The organism is Thioalkalivibrio sp. AKL7, assembly GCF_000381705.1.
Lineage (GTDB): Bacteria > Pseudomonadota > Gammaproteobacteria > Ectothiorhodospirales > Ectothiorhodospiraceae > Thioalkalivibrio > Thioalkalivibrio versutus.
On record NZ_KB906948.1, the window covers coordinates 119,048 to 133,076 of the forward strand.

A 14,029-nucleotide genomic window follows, 5' to 3' on the forward strand; every position below is an offset into this window, starting at 1 on the left:
CAAAATAGTGAAGTCTAGCTGATCACAGTTCCCGTCCTCCGTTAAGGGGGTCACAAAGCCGGGTAAACGCCGATCACTGTTCCCCCGGAGTCCAGGAGTTGCCATGCGCTGGGTAGTCGATCTCGCCAATTTGACCATGAACGATGTTGCCCGGGTGGGTGGCAAGAATGCCTCGCTGGGCGAGCTGCTGGGTCAGCTGGGCGCCGCCGGGGTGCGCGTGCCGGGCGGATTTGCCACGACCGCGGATGCCTATCGCGCCTTGCTGGCGAAGGACGGGCTGGACGCGCAGATCAAGGCCCGCCTGGCGGACCTCGATATCGGCGACATCGAGGCGCTGCGCGCGGCCGGGCGCGAGGTGCGGGGCTGGGTCGAGCAGGCCGACCTGCCGGCCGAACTGGAACAGGCGGTGCGCGAGCACTACGCGCAACTGGGCGATGACGTGCCGGTGGCGGTGCGTTCCTCGGCCACCGCCGAGGACCTGCCCGAGGCCTCGTTCGCCGGGCAGCAGGAGACCTTCCTCAACGTGCGCGGCATTGATGCCCTGCTGCAGCGGCTGCGCGAGTGCTTCGCCAGTCTCTACAACGACCGCGCCATCGCCTACCGCGTGCACAACGGCTTTGCCCATGACGAGGTCGCGCTGTCGGCCGGCATCCAGCGCATGGTGCGCTCCGACGTCGGCGCCAGTGGCGTGATCTTTACCCTGGATACCGAGAGCGGCTTCCGCGATGCGGTGTTCATCACCGGGGCCTGGGGCTTGGGCGAGACGGTCGTGCAGGGTGCCGTGAACCCCGACGAGTATCAGGTCTACAAGCCGGCGCTGGCGGCCGGAAAACGCGCCATCATTGGCCGTGCCCTGGGCACCAAGGCCGTGCGCATGGTGCTCACGGAGGACGGTACCCGCACCGAGGACACCCCGACGGACCTGCGCCACCGCTTCTGCCTCTCGGATGCCGATGCCGAGCAGCTGGGCCGCTATGCGGTTGCCATCGAGCAGCACTACGGACGGCCGATGGACATCGAATGGGCGCAGGATGGCGAGACCGGCGAGCTGTTCATCGTGCAGGCGCGGCCGGAGACGGTGGAAAGCCGGGTCGAGCTGGGTGCGGGCGAGCGCTACGAACTGGCGCCGCACGACGCCGAGCCGGTGGTGACCGGCCGTGCAATCGGCTCGAAGGTGGGGGCCGGTATCGTGCGCGTGCTGGATTCGCCGGATGCGATGCACACCATGGAAGAGGGCGACATTCTGGTCGCGGACATGACCGATCCCGACTGGGAGCCGGTAATGAAGCGCTCCGCTGCGATCGTGACCAACCGCGGCGGACGTACCTGCCACGCGGCGATCATTGCCCGCGAGATGGGCATACCGGCGGTGGTCGGTTGCGGTAACGCAACCGAGGTGCTGAGCGACGGGATGGAGGCGACGGTCTCCTGTGCGGAGGGCGACGACGGGCATGTGTACCCCGGCAGACTCGACTACGCGGTCAAGAAGACCGAGATCGGCGAACTGCCGGAGCTGCCAGTCAAGCTGATGCTGAATGTGGCCAACCCCGGGCGGGCCTACGCCTTCTCGCAGCTGCCACACGCGGGGATCGGTCTGGCGCGGCTGGAGTTCATCATCAACGGCACCATCGGCGTGCACCCGCTGGCGCTGCTGGACTATGCCGAGGACCCGAATCGCCTGGAGCCCGAGGTACAGGAGCGTATCGCCGAGCACCTGCGTGGCTTTGATGATGGCCCGCGCGAGTTCTTCGTGCGCAAGCTGTCCGAGGGTATCGCGACGCTGGCGGCGGCCTTCGCGCCGGAACCGGTGATCGTGCGCCTGTCGGACTTCAAGTCCAACGAGTACGCCCATCTGATCGGCGGTGCTGGCTACGAGCCGCACGAAGAGAACCCCATGCTCGGCTTTCGCGGGGCCTCGCGCTATCGCTCGGAGAGTTTTCGTCCGGCGTTCGCGATGGAGTGCGAGGCTTTGCGCCGGGTCCGCGACGAGATGGGCCTGGACAACGTGCAGATCATGGTCCCGTTCGTGCGCACCCTCGCCGAGGCCGAGGACGTGATCCGGGTGCTGGGCGAGGAGGGCCTGCGCCGCGGCGAACAGGGCCTGAAGATCGTGATGATGTGCGAGATCCCGTCGAATGCCCTGCTGGCGGCGCGCTTCCTCGAGCATTTCGACGGCTTCTCCATCGGGTCCAACGACCTGACCCAGCTGACCCTGGGGGTCGACCGCGACTCCGGGTTGGTGGCGGATTCCTTCGACGAACGCAACGATGCGGTGAAGGCGCTCTTGAGCATGGCGATCCGTGCTGCCCGTCGCGCCGACAAGTACGTCGGGATCTGCGGGCAGGCCCCTTCCGACTATCCGGAGCTGGCGGTCTGGCTAATGAACGAGGGCATCGATTCGCTGTCGCTGAACCCCGATTCGCTGTTGTCCACCTGGGAGCAGCTGGCCAAGGTCGGGGGGCCGGATGATGGCTGATTCCGTCGCCCAGTGCCCGCAGGTCTACCTGGTCTCGGATGGCACCGGGATCACCGCGGAGACCCTGGCGCGCTCGCTGTTCACTCAGTTTCCGGATGTCGACCCCGCCTGGCACCGCCTGCCCTTCGTGCAGACGCCCGGGCGCCTGGCCGCCGTGTTCGCCCGGGTCGAGGCCGGGCCGCAGCCCGCCCTGGTGGTGGCCACCCTGGCCAATGCCGATCTGCGGGCCGATCTTCGCCAGAGCTCGGTGCCGGTGATCGACGTCTTCGGCGAGCAGCTCGAGCGGCTGGAGAATCTGCTGGGAGCGACGGCGCAGTCGGTCTCCGGGCGCGCCCACGGCATGGGTGACGTCAGCCGCTATGACCGGCGCATCGAAGCGCTCAACTACACCCTGGCGCACGACGATGGGTTGGCCGTGCAGGACCTGTCGGTGGCCGACGTGGTGTTGCTGGGTGCCTCGCGTTCCGGCAAGACGCCGACCAGCCTCTATCTGGCCATGAACTACGGGCTGTTCGCGGCGAACTACCCGCTGGTCCCGGAGGACCTGCGCCAGGGCGACATCCCGCACATGCCGGAAGGGCTGCGCGGCCTGGGTGGGCGCCTGGTGGGGCTCACGATCACCCCGCAGCGGCTCGCGCAGATCCGCGAGGGCCGACGGCCCGACAGCCGTTATGCCAGTCTGGCCCAGTGCCGGGCCGAGTGTGCGGCGATCCAGGAGTTCCTCGACAGCTGGCAGATCCCGCATCTGGATGTGACCGAGCTGTCGATCGAGGAAATCGCGACCCGGGTGCGCGACTGCATGGATGCCCGCCGCGGCGTTTGAGCAGTGTCTCCCTGGGAGACACTGCTTCATTCGCTCGTCCGCGTTGGCGCCCACGGAGCGCGTTGCGGCTCGTTTATGTAGCTTGCCTACACCTCACTTGCCGCGCCTTGTCACCGAACAGAATCGAGTCGAGCGCGTACGGGCGACTGGATCCGCGTCTCCCTCGCTTGGCATCCCGCCGGGCTTGCCGGAGAATGGGCGCGGTTAACTCGCTGCATCGCAAGGAGTCTGCATGCCCGCCACCGGAACCGGACAAGAGATCGCCATCTTCCTCGTTGGCGTTGTCTTCGGGATTTATATCATCCTGTTGATTTTGAGGACGATCTTCGGCCTGGTGCGGGCCGATTACTACAACCCGATCTCGCAGACCATCGTGATGCTGACCGACCCGCCGTTGCGGGTGTTGCGGCCCGTGATCCCCTCGGTCGGGCGGGTGGATCTGGCCGCGATCGTGCTGATGATCGTGCTCAAGTTCATCGAAATCTGGTTGCGCGTGCTGATTGTGGGTGTGGATGCCGGGGTCGGGATTATCCTGGCCGTGGCAATCCGGGAATTGCTGACCACGGTGATCTGGGTCTTCATCATCGCGCTTATTGCCGAGGTGGTGATGAGCTGGCTTCAGGCGGGGGGCGGTTCCGCCAACAACCCCATCATGCGGCTGGCGGGAGCGGTGAACCGCCCCATCCTCGGCCCTCTGCGCCGGGCCCTGCCGAATACCGGCGCGATCGATTTTTCGCCAATGATCGCCCTGGTTGGGCTTTATATCTTGCTGATTATCGTGCGCTCTTTTTGAGGTAGATCGACGCCCGGGCGAAATGCGCGGGGCGGCCTTGCCAGTTCGGGTGCAAAACGGGCTAGACTCGGGACGAGGGGCCCCTGTGGCAATGCCGCCGCCAGGTCCCCGTTTCTCAAACGGAACAGGAGTCAGTCATGGCAAGAGTGCATCGGGTCATCACCGGCTTTCTCGTCGCATTGGCGGCGGTTGCTCTCGGAAGCTCGATCGCATCCGCCAACGAGGCGGAATTCGACAATTACGTCGTCTACTACAACGTGATCAACACCACCTTCCTGTCCCCGGAGGTCGCGCGGGCCTATGACGTGCGGCGCAGTTCCAACCGGGCCATGGTCAACATCAGCGTGATGGAGCGGGGCGACAACGGCTTGCAGGCGGTTTCCGCGGAAGTCAGTGGTTCGGCCACCAACATGAATGACCAGATGCGCAGTCTGCGCTTCCGCGAGATTCAGGACGGTGATGCCATCTATCACCTCTCCGAGGTGACGGTGCGTGGCGGGGAAACGCTCGAGTTCCAGATCGACATTACCCCGGCGGACAGCGACCGCACGCTGCCGATCCGTTTCACCCGCGACTTTTACGCCGACTGAGCCCCGCCGCGGGGCCTGCGAACGATGCCCCGCTCGTTCGGGCGGGGCATCAAAGCACCAGGCCTAGCAGCATCCATGCGCCGTACAGTGCGACCCCGCCGCCGGCGATCCGGCGGACCCAGGGGCGGCGCACGAAGGCCGCCAGGCGCGCGGCGAACACCCCCATCAGCAGCAGATTCGGCAGCGTCCCCAGGGCGAAGGCGCCCATCAGGGCGGCCCCTTCCAGCGCGCCGCCGGCACTGAGCGACCAGGCCAGCACGCTGTACACCAGGCCGCAGGGCAGCCAGCCCCACAGCCCGCCAACCATCAGCGCCTGACCGGCATGGCGCACTGGCAGGAAACGCCGGCCCAGCGGTTCGATGCGGCGCCACAGTACGCCACCGGCCTTTTCCAGACGGGCCAGGACCGGCCACCAGCCCCCGAGATAGAGCCCGAGCAGGATCAGGAAGACGGCGGCGATGCCCTGGAGGATCGCCTGCCCGGCGGGCAGGCCGCCGAGCAGGCTGGCCCCCAGCCATCCCGCCAGCGCGCCGGCGACCACGTAACTCGCCATGCGCCCGAGGTTATAGGCCAGCAGGAGATCGAGCCCGGGTCCGCGGCGGCCGTGGCCCATGGAGATCGCGCCGACGATGCCGCCGCACATCCCCAGACAGTGCACGCCACCGAGGATGCCCACGGCCAGGGCCGCCAGCAGGGTACCCGGATCACTCATCAGAAAGCGCCTCGGTCAGCGAGGGTCGGCCGCATCGCCCAGGGAAACACTGCTTCATGTATACGCTCGCGCTCGAGTCGCTTTTGCGTGCGAACAAGGCGCGGTGACCGCCGTGCAGTCATTCTGCACAAGGGAACCGCAACGCTGTGCGCGCGCAAAAGCGGCCGAGCCCCTGCATTGAATGGTTTGTGGGGTTGGCACCCCAGGTTCCCCGATACGGCGTTGCGCCGCTTGCGGGTAGAACGACTACCCGCCGCACGACGCGCCTTGTCTCGAAGAACCTGGGGTGCCAACGCGAGCGTGTACATGAATCAGTGTTTCCCTAGGACCTCGTGCTTGGTGCGGATGAAGGTCGCGTGCGGGATGTAGAGCAGGTCTGCGAGGTGCCGGATTACCGCTTCCTGGCGCTTGTTGAGGTCGCGGTTGGCCCAGGCGGCACGCCACAGGGCGCGCATGATGTCGGTCTTCTGCCCGGCATCAAAGGATGCGTTCACTTCGCGCACCATGGGGTGGATGGAGATCAGTTCGTCGCTGTCCTCCTGGGCAATCTCCAGCATCGCATCGGCGGTATCACTGTCCAGCCGGAACAGTTCGATCAGGCTGGCGCGCACGGACTCCAGTTCCTCGGCGTGCAGATCAAAGTCGGCCCGGCAGACCTCCATGATCAGCGCCGCCGCGGCGCGTTGCAGGCGCTCCTCGGGGGCGCCCTCGGGGCGGTCGCTGCGTTCGGCGCCCAGCAGGCGCTGCCAGTGGCTGCGTAGTTGTTCGATCAATTCAGGGTCTCCGTGGTCTTGCGCTGTGCGGTATGGTGCCCGAATGGAACCCGCCCGGCCCGAATCCCCCGATCTTCTCCTGCTCTCCGGCGGCATCGAGAGCAGCGCCTTGCTGGCGCAGGAGCATGCCGCCGGCCGCTCGTTGCGTGCCGTGTGGGTCGACTACGGCCAGCGTAATGCCGCGCGCGAATGGACCGCGGTGGAGCATCTGTCGGCGGTCTACGGTTGTGCCCCCATCGCGCTGGATCTCCAGTCCCTGCGCACGGCCTTCACCCGTCGCAACGACTGGGTCGGACACGTGCCGCTGCCCCAGCGCAATCTGTTGGTGCTGGCCCTGGCGGTCAACCTGGCCGAGCACCACGGCGCGGCACGCATCCTGCTGGCGCTGAACCGCGAGGATCAGGGGCATGGTCCGGGTTCGCAACCGGGGTTCGTGCAGCAGGTCTCGGAGCTGGCCGCAGGTCTGGTGTCCGGCCTGCAGGTCGAGGCCCCGCTGATCGACCGGAGCAAAGCCGAGATCATTGCCGCCACCGACCCGCTGGGGATCGACTGGCGCCACACCTGGAGCTGCCTTCTGGCACAATCGCGGCAGTGCGGGCGTTGCCCGCAGTGTCAGGCCCGGCGTGCCGCGTTCGCCGCGGCCGGCATCCCCGACCCGACCGACTACCGCGAAGCCCCCCGATGACCGATCCCGCCATTCCCCGTCATGTCTCCGAGCGTCTGGAGATCGCCATCCTTACCGGTGAGACCCTGCAGCTGAACTGGGTCGAGCCCAATTCCAGCCAGGCCTGGTGGGGCAAGGTGACCCCGCGCGAGGTGCGCGAGGCGGACGGGTGCCACTGGCTCGACGGGGAATGCGAGGGCCGTACGGTGCAGATCCGACTGGACTTGATCCGCAACCTGCCGACACCGGTCAAGTAGCAGCCGCCACGCCTCCCGGGTCGCTCAGGCCGGGCAACAGGTCCGCGAGCGATTCCAGCAGTTCGAAGTCCCCCGAGTGCATGGGCTCGCCGCGCTCGTCCGGGTAGCGCATGCCCCGCAGTTCGGCGATCCCTGCTCCGGCGGCGCTGGCCAGCGCCAGCAGGTTGTCGTCCACCAGCAGCGTACGTTCCGGAGCGTACGGTGCGACCCGCTGCAGGCGTTCCCAGAAGCTGCCGTCTTCCTTGGCGCAATCGAGGTCGTGGGCGGAGACAATGGTATCCAGGCGGTCGCCAATGCGGGTGAGGCGGTGCTTGAAGGCGTAGACCTGCGGGTGGGCGTTGGTGACCAGCACCCGCCGCCGCCCGGCCCTTTGCAGGGCACCCAGGACTTGCTCGGCATGCGGTTTCAGGGCGATGTGGTGGGCCAGTTCGCGTTTCAGGCCGAGGATGTCCAGACCGGTAAAGCGGGTCCAGTGATCCACGCAGTACCACTCCAGCTTGCCGCGCACCCGCTGCATCTCGTCCTCCAGGCGGCGGCGCGCGCATTCCGGGTCATCCGGTTGGCAGCGGATGTATTCCTGCGGGATCAGTTCACGCCAGAAGCGATTGTCGAAATGCAGATCCAGCAGCGTCCCGTCCATGTCGAACAGCACAGTGTCGATGCGATCCCAGGCGATCGCCGCGCGGGCCGCCGGCGGGCGCGGATTTTTTTCGGGGTTTTGCAGGTCCACAGCTAACGGCTACACGAAAGAGGGTGACGACGATGGCCCCCATGATACCCCAATCGCGGTTCCTTCCCGCGCCCCTGCTCCTTGCGCTGATGGCGCTGCCGCTGGCGGTGCAGGGAATGGACCCCGGCGACCCGGACTACGACCCGCTGGAGGACGACAGCCTGTGGGGCGAGACGGTCTCCCCGGACCAGACCCAGACCACCAGTCCGGAGCTGACCTTCCTGCTGGAGGAGCCGGACCGGACTCCGCATCACCACCAGAACCAGATCCGCATCACGCAGTCCTCGCTGGAGGACGGCTGGGCCGATCTGCGCCAGTGCCACAATGATGTGGCGGCCATTCGGCGCATGGTCATTGTGTACAATGAAGCCAGAATCGACGAGCTCCAGGTCGAGTCCACCCGCAATATCGAATCCGCGCGTGCCGAGGGCGATCGCGTGGACCTGCGCGGGGTGCAGCGGGACGCCGAGGTCTGCGTGACCGCGCGCATGAAGATCGTCGAGGACGAGGGGGACGGCGTCTATCGCCTGGAGAACGGCCCGTTCGTGCGCCGCTTCCTGAATGGCTACTTCCCGATGCGCGTCACCATGGCCGTGAGCTGGGGCGATCTCGACCTGCGCCTGGCGGAGACCGAGCCGGCCGACCAGGACGGGTTCGAGGTGGCCACCTCCGATCACGGCTTCATGTTCGACACCCTGTTCGAGGGCGAACTGCGCACCCTGGTGCGGCTACGCAACAGCCATTAGGGAAGCGCTGACGCATTTACCCGCTCGCGCTCGACGCGTTTGCGTGCGAACAAGGTGCGGTGACCGCCGTGTAGTCCCTTTGCTACAGGTGAGCCGCAACGTCATGCGCGCAAAAAAGCGGCCGACCCCCGTGGGGTGCCAACGCGAGCGTGTACATTAATCAGCGTTTCCCTACATCTCTCCCGGAGGGCGCATGAGCCGAGACAAGCCGGATGTCCAGGGGCGGCGTACGGTCGCCAGCAGCCGCCTGTTCGAGGTGGAGGAGCTGGATCTCGAATTCAGCAATGGCGCGCGCACCTGTTTCGAGCGTCTGGTCAGTCGCGGCCACGGGGCGGTGATCATCGCCCCGGTGCAGACCGACCGGACCGTCCTGTTGATCCGCGAGTATGCCGCCGGCACCCACCGCTACGAGCTGGGTCTGCCCAAGGGACGGATGGAGGCGGGCGAGGACATCCTGACTGCCGCCAACCGCGAGATCATGGAGGAGGTCGGCCACGCCGGGCATCGCCTGACCCACCTGGGCGCGCTGACCGTGGCACCCGGCTACATGGCCCACCAGACCCATCTGGTGCTGGCCGAGGACCTGTATCCGCAGGCCGCGGAAGGCGACGAGCCGGAGGCGCTCGAGGTGGTCCCCTGGTCGCTGGACCGGCTGACCGAGCTGGTCGCCCGGGAAGACCTGACCGAGGCGCGCTCCATCGCCGCGCTGTACATGGTGCGCGATTACCTCGACGCCTGAGCGCAACCCTGCCAAGCTAGGCGGAACGTTCCGGGAAAACGGGAGTTCCCCATGCATGCTCCGCCGAAGGATTCGGCTCTTACTGCCCTGATGCACGAGGTGGCTGCGCTGGCCGACCAGGCCGGCCACGCGATCCTCGAACTCTACGAGACGCGCTTTGCGGTCACCGAAAAGGCCGATCATTCGCCGCTCACCGAGGCCGATCTGGCTGCCCACCGGATCCTTGCCCATGGGCTGGCCGACATCGACCCCGACTGGCCCGTGTTGTCGGAGGAGGGGCAGGACGTGCCTTTCGAGCGCCGTCGCCAGTGGCAGACCTACTGGTTGATCGATCCCCTCGACGGCACCCGCGAGTTCGTCAAGCGCAGCGGCGAATTTACCGTGAACGTGGCCCTGATCCACGACCACGAGCCGGTGCTGGGCGTCGTCTGGTGCCCGGTGCTCAAGCGCCTGTACGCCGGTCATCGCGATGGCGTGGCCATTCGCCGTGATGAGGATCAGCCCCCGCGGGAAATCGCAGTGGCGCGCGACCGTATTGGCACCGATCACCCATTGGTGGCGGGCAGCCGTTCGCACGGGGCGGAGCGACTCAAGGTCGCCCTCGACCGTCTGGGTCCCCACGACCTGGTCAGCATGGGCAGCTCGATGAAGCTGTGCCTGGTGGCCGAGGGAGCCGCCGACATCTATCCGCGTCTGGGGCCCACCAGCGAGTGGGATACCGGCGCGGCGCACGCCGTGGTCCGGGCCGCGGGCGGACGGGTGACGGATCTCCACGGGCAGGAGCTGCGCTACAACACGCGCGAAAGCCTGCTGAACCCGGAATTCCTGGTGTGCGCGGGCAACCCCGACGGCTGGTTGCGCCGCCTGGGGCTTCCCGACGCCTGAGTCCCGCGCTCCGTGTCAGGCGGCGCCGTTGGTCCGCGACGGGGCCACCGGCTCCGGCGTGATATCCCAGATCCGGTCGGCGTAGTCGCGCACCGTGCGGTCGATGGAGAAGTACCCCATGCGCGCGACATTCAGGATGGCTGCCTCGGCCCATGCGGTACGGTCGGCGTACAGGGCATCCGCCCGGTCGCAGGCCGCGGCGTAGGCCGGATAGTCGGCGATGACGAAGAACGGGTCCTCGTGGCGCAGGTAGCGCCCAAGGTCGCCATGGGTCCCCGGGTCGTCGCAGGTAAAGAACCCCGATTCGATCATCTCCACCGCGGCGGCCAGGTTGGGCTGCTGCGCCAGGATGGCCTCGGGGCTCGGGCCGTTGCGGCGATGCTCGACCACCTCGTCGGCAGTCATGCCGAAGATGAAGATGGACTCCTCGCCCACCGCGTCGCGGATCTCGATGTTGGCGCCGTCCAGCGTGCCGATGGTCAGGGCGCCGTTCAGCGCCAGCTTCATGTTGCCGGTGCCGGAGGCCTCGAAACCGGCGGTGGAAATCTGTTCGGAGACATCGGCCGCCGGGATGATGATGCTGGCGGAACTGACCTCGTAGTTGGGGAAGAACACGCACTTCAGGCGGTCGCCCACGACCGGATCGTGGTTCACGATGTCGGCCACCTCGTTGATCACCTGGATGATGCCCTTGGCGCGGGCATAGCCGGGTGCGGCCTTGCCGCCGAACAGGACCACGCGCGGCGGGACGTCCTCGCCGGCACGGATGCGCCGGTAGAGATCCACCACGTGCAGGAGCTTCAGCAATTGACGCTTGTATTCGTGGATGCGCTTGATCTGCACGTCGAACATCACGTCCGGGTTCAACTCCACGCCGGTGCGCTCGCGGACCAGGTCGGTCAGGCGCTGCTTGTTGGCGCGCTTCACGTCCATGAACGCCTTTTGCAGTTCGGGATCCTGGGCGTAGGGCTCCAGCGCGCGCAGACGGTCCAGGTTGTACTGCCAGTCGTTGCCGATGCGCTGGCCCAGCAGTTCGGTGAGCGCGGGGTTGGACTGGATCATCCACAGGCGCGGGGTCACGCCGTTGGTGACATTGACGAAGCGCTCCGGCCACAGGGCGTAGAAGTCCTCGAACAGGGTCTCCTGCAACAGCTGGGTATGCAGCGCGGCCACGCCGTTGACGTGGTGCGAGCCGACCACGGCCAGGTGGGCCATGCGCACGCGGCGGCCATGGTCCTCGTCGATGATGGACAGCCGGGTCAGGCGGTCATTGTCCCCGGGGTAGCGGTGACGGACCTCTTCCAGGAAATCCTGGTTGATACGGTAGATGATCCCCATGTGCCGTGGCAGCACGCGCTCCATCAACTCCACCTGCCAGGTCTCGAGGGCCTCGGGCATCAGGGTGTGGTTGGTGTAGGCGAAGGTGCGCCGGCTCAGGTCCCAGGCGTGGTCCCAGGACTGTTCATGGTGGTCCACCAGCAGGCGCATCAGTTCCGCCACGGCGATCGCCGGGTGGGTGTCGTTGAGCTGGATCGCAATCTTGTCGGGCACTTCATCGAGGCTGTAGCCGAGTGCCAGATGGCGCTCCAGGATGTCCTGCAGCGAAGCGGAGACGAAGAAATACTCCTGTTTCAGCCGCAGTTCCTTGCCGACCGCGGTGGTGTCGTTGGGGTACAGAACCATCGAGATGGTCTCCGACTCGGCCTTGTCCGAGACGGCGCGGATGTAATCGCCCTCGTTGAAGTAGCGCAGGTCGAAGTCGCGGGTGGCCTTGGCCGCCCACAGCCGCAGATTGTTCACGTTGCGCCGGCCGTAGCCCGCCGTCGGGTAGTCGTAGGCCATGGCCAGGACTTCCTCGCCGTCCTCCCAGGTGTAACGAGTGGAGCCGTCGGGGCCATGATGCTCGACCACGTAGCCGTAGAAGTGGATCGGGAATTTGCGATCCGAGCGCGGGAATTCCCAGGGGTTGCCGTAGCGCAGCCAGTTGTCCGGGTGCTCGACCTGTTGGTAGGGCTCGAACTCCTGCCGGAACATCCCGAATTCATAGCGGATGCCGTAGCCGTAGCCGGGGTAGCCCTGGGTCGCCAGCGACTCGAGGATGCAGGCGGCCAGGCGCCCGAGGCCGCCATTGCCGAGGGCGGCGTCGTCTTCCAGGTCGAGGATGGTATCCAGGTTCACGCCGAGGTCCGCCATCGCCTGGCGTGCCGGCTCGAGGATGCCCATGTTGCGCAGGTTGGCCTCGAGCATGCGCCCGATCAGGTATTCCAGCGACAGGTAGTAGACGCGCTTGACGTCCTCGTCGGCGAATTGCCGGCGGGTCAGCAGGCGCCGCTCCACCATGCGTTCACGGATGGCGAAGGCGAGAGCCTCCATCCAGTCGCGTTCGGTGGCTTCGCGCGGGTCTTCCCCCACCACGCGGACCACGGCATCGCGGATCGATTGCCGCAGGCCCTCCGCGTCGTTGGGGAGGTTGGGCAGGTGCGTGACTTCGGGGGCGGCCATCGGGTGGTTCTCCAGGAGGGGTAGACGCGCCGTTGCCTGGGGTTATCCCTCCCGGGCGACGGCGCGATAGCCGATATCTGTTCGGCAGTATATATCGTCGAAATGAATCTGTTGTACGGCCGCGTAGGCCTTTTTCTGCGCGGCCTTCACGTCCTCGCCGAGACCGACCACGCACAGCACGCGGCCCCCGGCGGTGACGATCGTTCCGTCTTCGCCCTGTGCGGTCCCGGCGTGGAACACGTGGGCATCGGGATCGCGTTCCACGGCCTCCAGGCCGGTGATGGCGTCGCCCTTGCGGTAGGTTCCAGGGTAGCCGCCGGCGGCGAGGACCACGCCCAGTGCCACGCGCGCATCCCACTCGGCCCGGACCTGGTCCAGGCGCCCTTCCAGCGCGGCCTCGACCAGTTCGCCGAGGTCGGAGTCCAGGCGACTCAGGATCGGCTGGGTCTCGGGGTCGCCGAAGCGGCAGTTGAACTCCAGCACCTTCGGGTTGCCCGCGGCGTCGACCATCACGCCGGCATAGAGAAAGCCGGTGTAGCGTTCGCCATCGGCGGCCATGCCCTGCACGGTCGGCTCGATAACCTCGCGCAGGATGCGCGCGTGCAGGGCATTTGTCACCACCGGGGCGGGCGAGTAGGCCCCCATCCCGCCGGTGTTCGGGCCCTGGTCGCCGTTGTCGCGTGCCTTGTGGTCCTGCGAGGAGGCCAGCGGCAGGACATGCTCGCCATCCACCATGCAGATAAAACTGGCCTCCTCGCCGCGCAGGAATTCCTCGATGACCACCCGGTTCCCGGCCTCGCCAAAGGCATTGCCGGCCAGCATGTCGTGTACTGCGGCGCGCGCCTCGTCTTCGGTCTGCGCCAGGATGACGCCCTTGCCGGCGGCCAGGCCGTCGGCCTTGACCACGATGGGTGCGCCGTGGGTGGCGATGAACTCAAGCGCTGCGGTCTCGTCCTCGAAGCTGCCGTAGGCGGCGGTCGGGATGCCGTGGCGTTGCATGAAGTCCTTGGCGAAGCTCTTCGAGCCCTCTAGCTGCGCCGCCTTCGCGGTGGGGCCGAAGCAGCGCCGGCCGGCGGCGCGGAACGCATCCACTACACCGGCGACCAGCGGGGCCTCCGGGCCGACGACCGTAAAGGCCACTGCCTCGCGCTCGGCCAGGGCCAGCAGCGCGTCGATGTCGGTGACGCCGATGTCGACGTTCTCGCACTTTGCCTCGCGCGCGGTCCCGGCGTTCCCGGGGGCCACCAGGACGCGCTCGATGCGCGGGGACTGCGCCAGCTTCCACGCCAGGGCGTGTTCGCGGCCGCCGTTGCCGATTACCAGTACGTTCATGGAATGC

14 protein-coding genes are annotated in these 14,029 nt (G+C 67.0%); 9 read left to right on the top strand and 5 right to left on the bottom strand.

Going from position 1 to position 14,029, the window contains the following annotated elements; all coding sequences use genetic code 11:
- The first annotated feature begins 103 nt into the window (after nt 1-103).
- The 4 genes from ppsA to G315_RS0103435 all read left to right on the top strand — a co-directional run bounded on the left by ppsA (nt 104) and on the right by G315_RS0103435 (nt 4,682).
- Nucleotides 104-2,476, top strand: coding sequence for a phosphoenolpyruvate synthase (ppsA, locus tag G315_RS0103420; RefSeq protein ID WP_019611931.1), 2,373 nt, complete (start codon nt 104-106; stop codon nt 2,474-2,476).
- Nucleotides 2,469-3,299, top strand: coding sequence for a pyruvate, water dikinase regulatory protein (locus G315_RS0103425; protein WP_018938318.1), 831 nt, complete (start codon nt 2,469-2,471; stop codon nt 3,297-3,299). The genes ppsA and G315_RS0103425 overlap by 8 nt, the downstream gene beginning before the upstream one ends.
- 232 nt (nt 3,300-3,531) lie before the next feature.
- The gene (locus G315_RS0103430) at nt 3,532-4,092 is read left to right on the top strand and encodes a YggT family protein (protein WP_019568473.1); all 561 of its coding nucleotides are present in this window, start codon (nt 3,532-3,534) and stop codon (nt 4,090-4,092) included.
- A 137-nt stretch (nt 4,093-4,229) separates the two neighbouring features.
- Nucleotides 4,230-4,682, top strand: coding sequence for a DUF4426 domain-containing protein (locus G315_RS0103435; RefSeq protein WP_018144745.1), 453 nt, complete (start codon nt 4,230-4,232; stop codon nt 4,680-4,682).
- Nucleotides 4,683-4,731: 49 nt separating this feature from the next.
- On the opposite strand, the gene G315_RS0103440 is transcribed toward G315_RS0103435, so the two are convergent.
- Nucleotides 4,732-5,394, bottom strand: coding sequence for a sulfite exporter TauE/SafE family protein (locus tag G315_RS0103440; protein WP_018938316.1), 663 nt, complete (start codon nt 5,392-5,394; stop codon nt 4,732-4,734).
- 311 nt (nt 5,395-5,705) lie between these two features.
- The gene (locus G315_RS0103445) at nt 5,706-6,167 is read right to left on the bottom strand and encodes a TerB family tellurite resistance protein (protein ID WP_018938315.1); all 462 of its coding nucleotides are present in this window, start codon (nt 6,165-6,167) and stop codon (nt 5,706-5,708) included.
- 43 nt (nt 6,168-6,210) lie between these two features.
- On the opposite strand from G315_RS0103445, the gene G315_RS0103450 reads away from it, so the two are divergent.
- Nucleotides 6,211-6,852, top strand: coding sequence for a 7-cyano-7-deazaguanine synthase (locus G315_RS0103450; protein WP_018938314.1), 642 nt, complete (start codon nt 6,211-6,213; stop codon nt 6,850-6,852).
- A complete protein-coding gene (locus G315_RS0103455; RefSeq protein ID WP_018144741.1) occupies nt 6,849-7,088 on the top strand; it encodes a hypothetical protein in 240 nt (79 codons plus the stop codon). The genes G315_RS0103450 and G315_RS0103455 overlap by 4 nt, the downstream gene beginning before the upstream one ends.
- Here G315_RS0103455 and G315_RS0103460 read toward each other — a convergent pair.
- Nucleotides 7,081-7,818 (bottom strand): HAD family hydrolase, encoded by a 738-nt coding sequence (locus G315_RS0103460; protein ID WP_019611932.1) that lies wholly within the window; start codon nt 7,816-7,818, stop codon nt 7,081-7,083. The two genes, G315_RS0103455 and G315_RS0103460, sit on opposite strands and share 8 nt — an antisense overlap.
- Nucleotides 7,819-7,850: 32 nt before the next feature.
- Between G315_RS0103460 and G315_RS0103465 the strand changes: the two genes are divergently transcribed.
- The 3 genes from G315_RS0103465 to cysQ all read left to right on the top strand — a co-directional run bounded on the left by G315_RS0103465 (nt 7,851) and on the right by cysQ (nt 10,188).
- Nucleotides 7,851-8,564 carry a hypothetical protein gene (locus G315_RS0103465; RefSeq protein ID WP_026338817.1) on the top strand — a complete coding sequence of 238 codons (714 nt, stop codon included), beginning with the start codon at nt 7,851-7,853 and terminating at the stop codon, nt 8,562-8,564.
- Nucleotides 8,565-8,757: 193 nt separating this feature from the next.
- Nucleotides 8,758-9,303 carry an ADP compounds hydrolase NudE gene (nudE, locus tag G315_RS0103470; protein ID WP_018144738.1) on the top strand — a complete coding sequence of 182 codons (546 nt, stop codon included), beginning with the start codon at nt 8,758-8,760 and terminating at the stop codon, nt 9,301-9,303.
- 51 nt (nt 9,304-9,354) lie between these two features.
- Entirely contained in the window at nt 9,355-10,188 is an 834-nt protein-coding gene (gene cysQ / locus G315_RS0103475; protein ID WP_026182045.1) for a 3'(2'),5'-bisphosphate nucleotidase CysQ, read from the top strand.
- A gap of 15 nt (nt 10,189-10,203) precedes the next feature.
- Here cysQ and G315_RS0103480 read toward each other — a convergent pair whose 3' ends face one another.
- Nucleotides 10,204-12,690 carry a glycogen/starch/alpha-glucan phosphorylase gene (locus G315_RS0103480; protein WP_018144736.1) on the bottom strand — a complete coding sequence of 829 codons (2,487 nt, stop codon included), beginning with the start codon at nt 12,688-12,690 and terminating at the stop codon, nt 10,204-10,206.
- Nucleotides 12,691-12,732: 42 nt separating this feature from the next.
- The gene (gene purD / locus G315_RS0103485) at nt 12,733-14,022 is read right to left on the bottom strand and encodes a phosphoribosylamine--glycine ligase (protein WP_018144735.1); all 1,290 of its coding nucleotides are present in this window, start codon (nt 14,020-14,022) and stop codon (nt 12,733-12,735) included.
- Nucleotides 14,023-14,029: the final 7 nt, after the last annotated feature.

Excerpts from the sequence above, each read along its gene's own strand:
- purD (WP_018144735.1), bottom strand. The coding sequence starts at position 14,022 with ATGAACGTACTGGTAATCGGCAACGGCGGCCGCGAACACGCCCTGGCG.
- G315_RS0103435 (WP_018144745.1), top strand. The coding sequence starts at position 4,230 with ATGGCAAGAGTGCATCGGGTCATCACCGGCTTTCTCGTCGCATTGGCG.
- G315_RS0103455 (WP_018144741.1), top strand. The coding sequence starts at position 6,849 with ATGACCGATCCCGCCATTCCCCGTCATGTCTCCGAGCGTCTGGAGATC.
- G315_RS0103430 (WP_019568473.1), top strand. The coding sequence starts at position 3,532 with ATGCCCGCCACCGGAACCGGACAAGAGATCGCCATCTTCCTCGTTGGC.
- G315_RS0103450 (WP_018938314.1), top strand. The coding sequence starts at position 6,211 with ATGGAACCCGCCCGGCCCGAATCCCCCGATCTTCTCCTGCTCTCCGGC.
- G315_RS0103465 (WP_026338817.1), top strand. The coding sequence starts at position 7,851 with ATGGCCCCCATGATACCCCAATCGCGGTTCCTTCCCGCGCCCCTGCTC.
- cysQ (WP_026182045.1), top strand. The coding sequence starts at position 9,355 with ATGCATGCTCCGCCGAAGGATTCGGCTCTTACTGCCCTGATGCACGAG.
- G315_RS0103480 (WP_018144736.1), bottom strand. The coding sequence starts at position 12,690 with ATGGCCGCCCCCGAAGTCACGCACCTGCCCAACCTCCCCAACGACGCG.
- G315_RS0103425 (WP_018938318.1), top strand. The coding sequence starts at position 2,469 with ATGGCTGATTCCGTCGCCCAGTGCCCGCAGGTCTACCTGGTCTCGGAT.
- ppsA (WP_019611931.1), top strand. The coding sequence starts at position 104 with ATGCGCTGGGTAGTCGATCTCGCCAATTTGACCATGAACGATGTTGCC.
- G315_RS0103440 (WP_018938316.1), bottom strand. The coding sequence starts at position 5,394 with ATGAGTGATCCGGGTACCCTGCTGGCGGCCCTGGCCGTGGGCATCCTC.
- nudE (WP_018144738.1), top strand. The coding sequence starts at position 8,758 with ATGAGCCGAGACAAGCCGGATGTCCAGGGGCGGCGTACGGTCGCCAGC.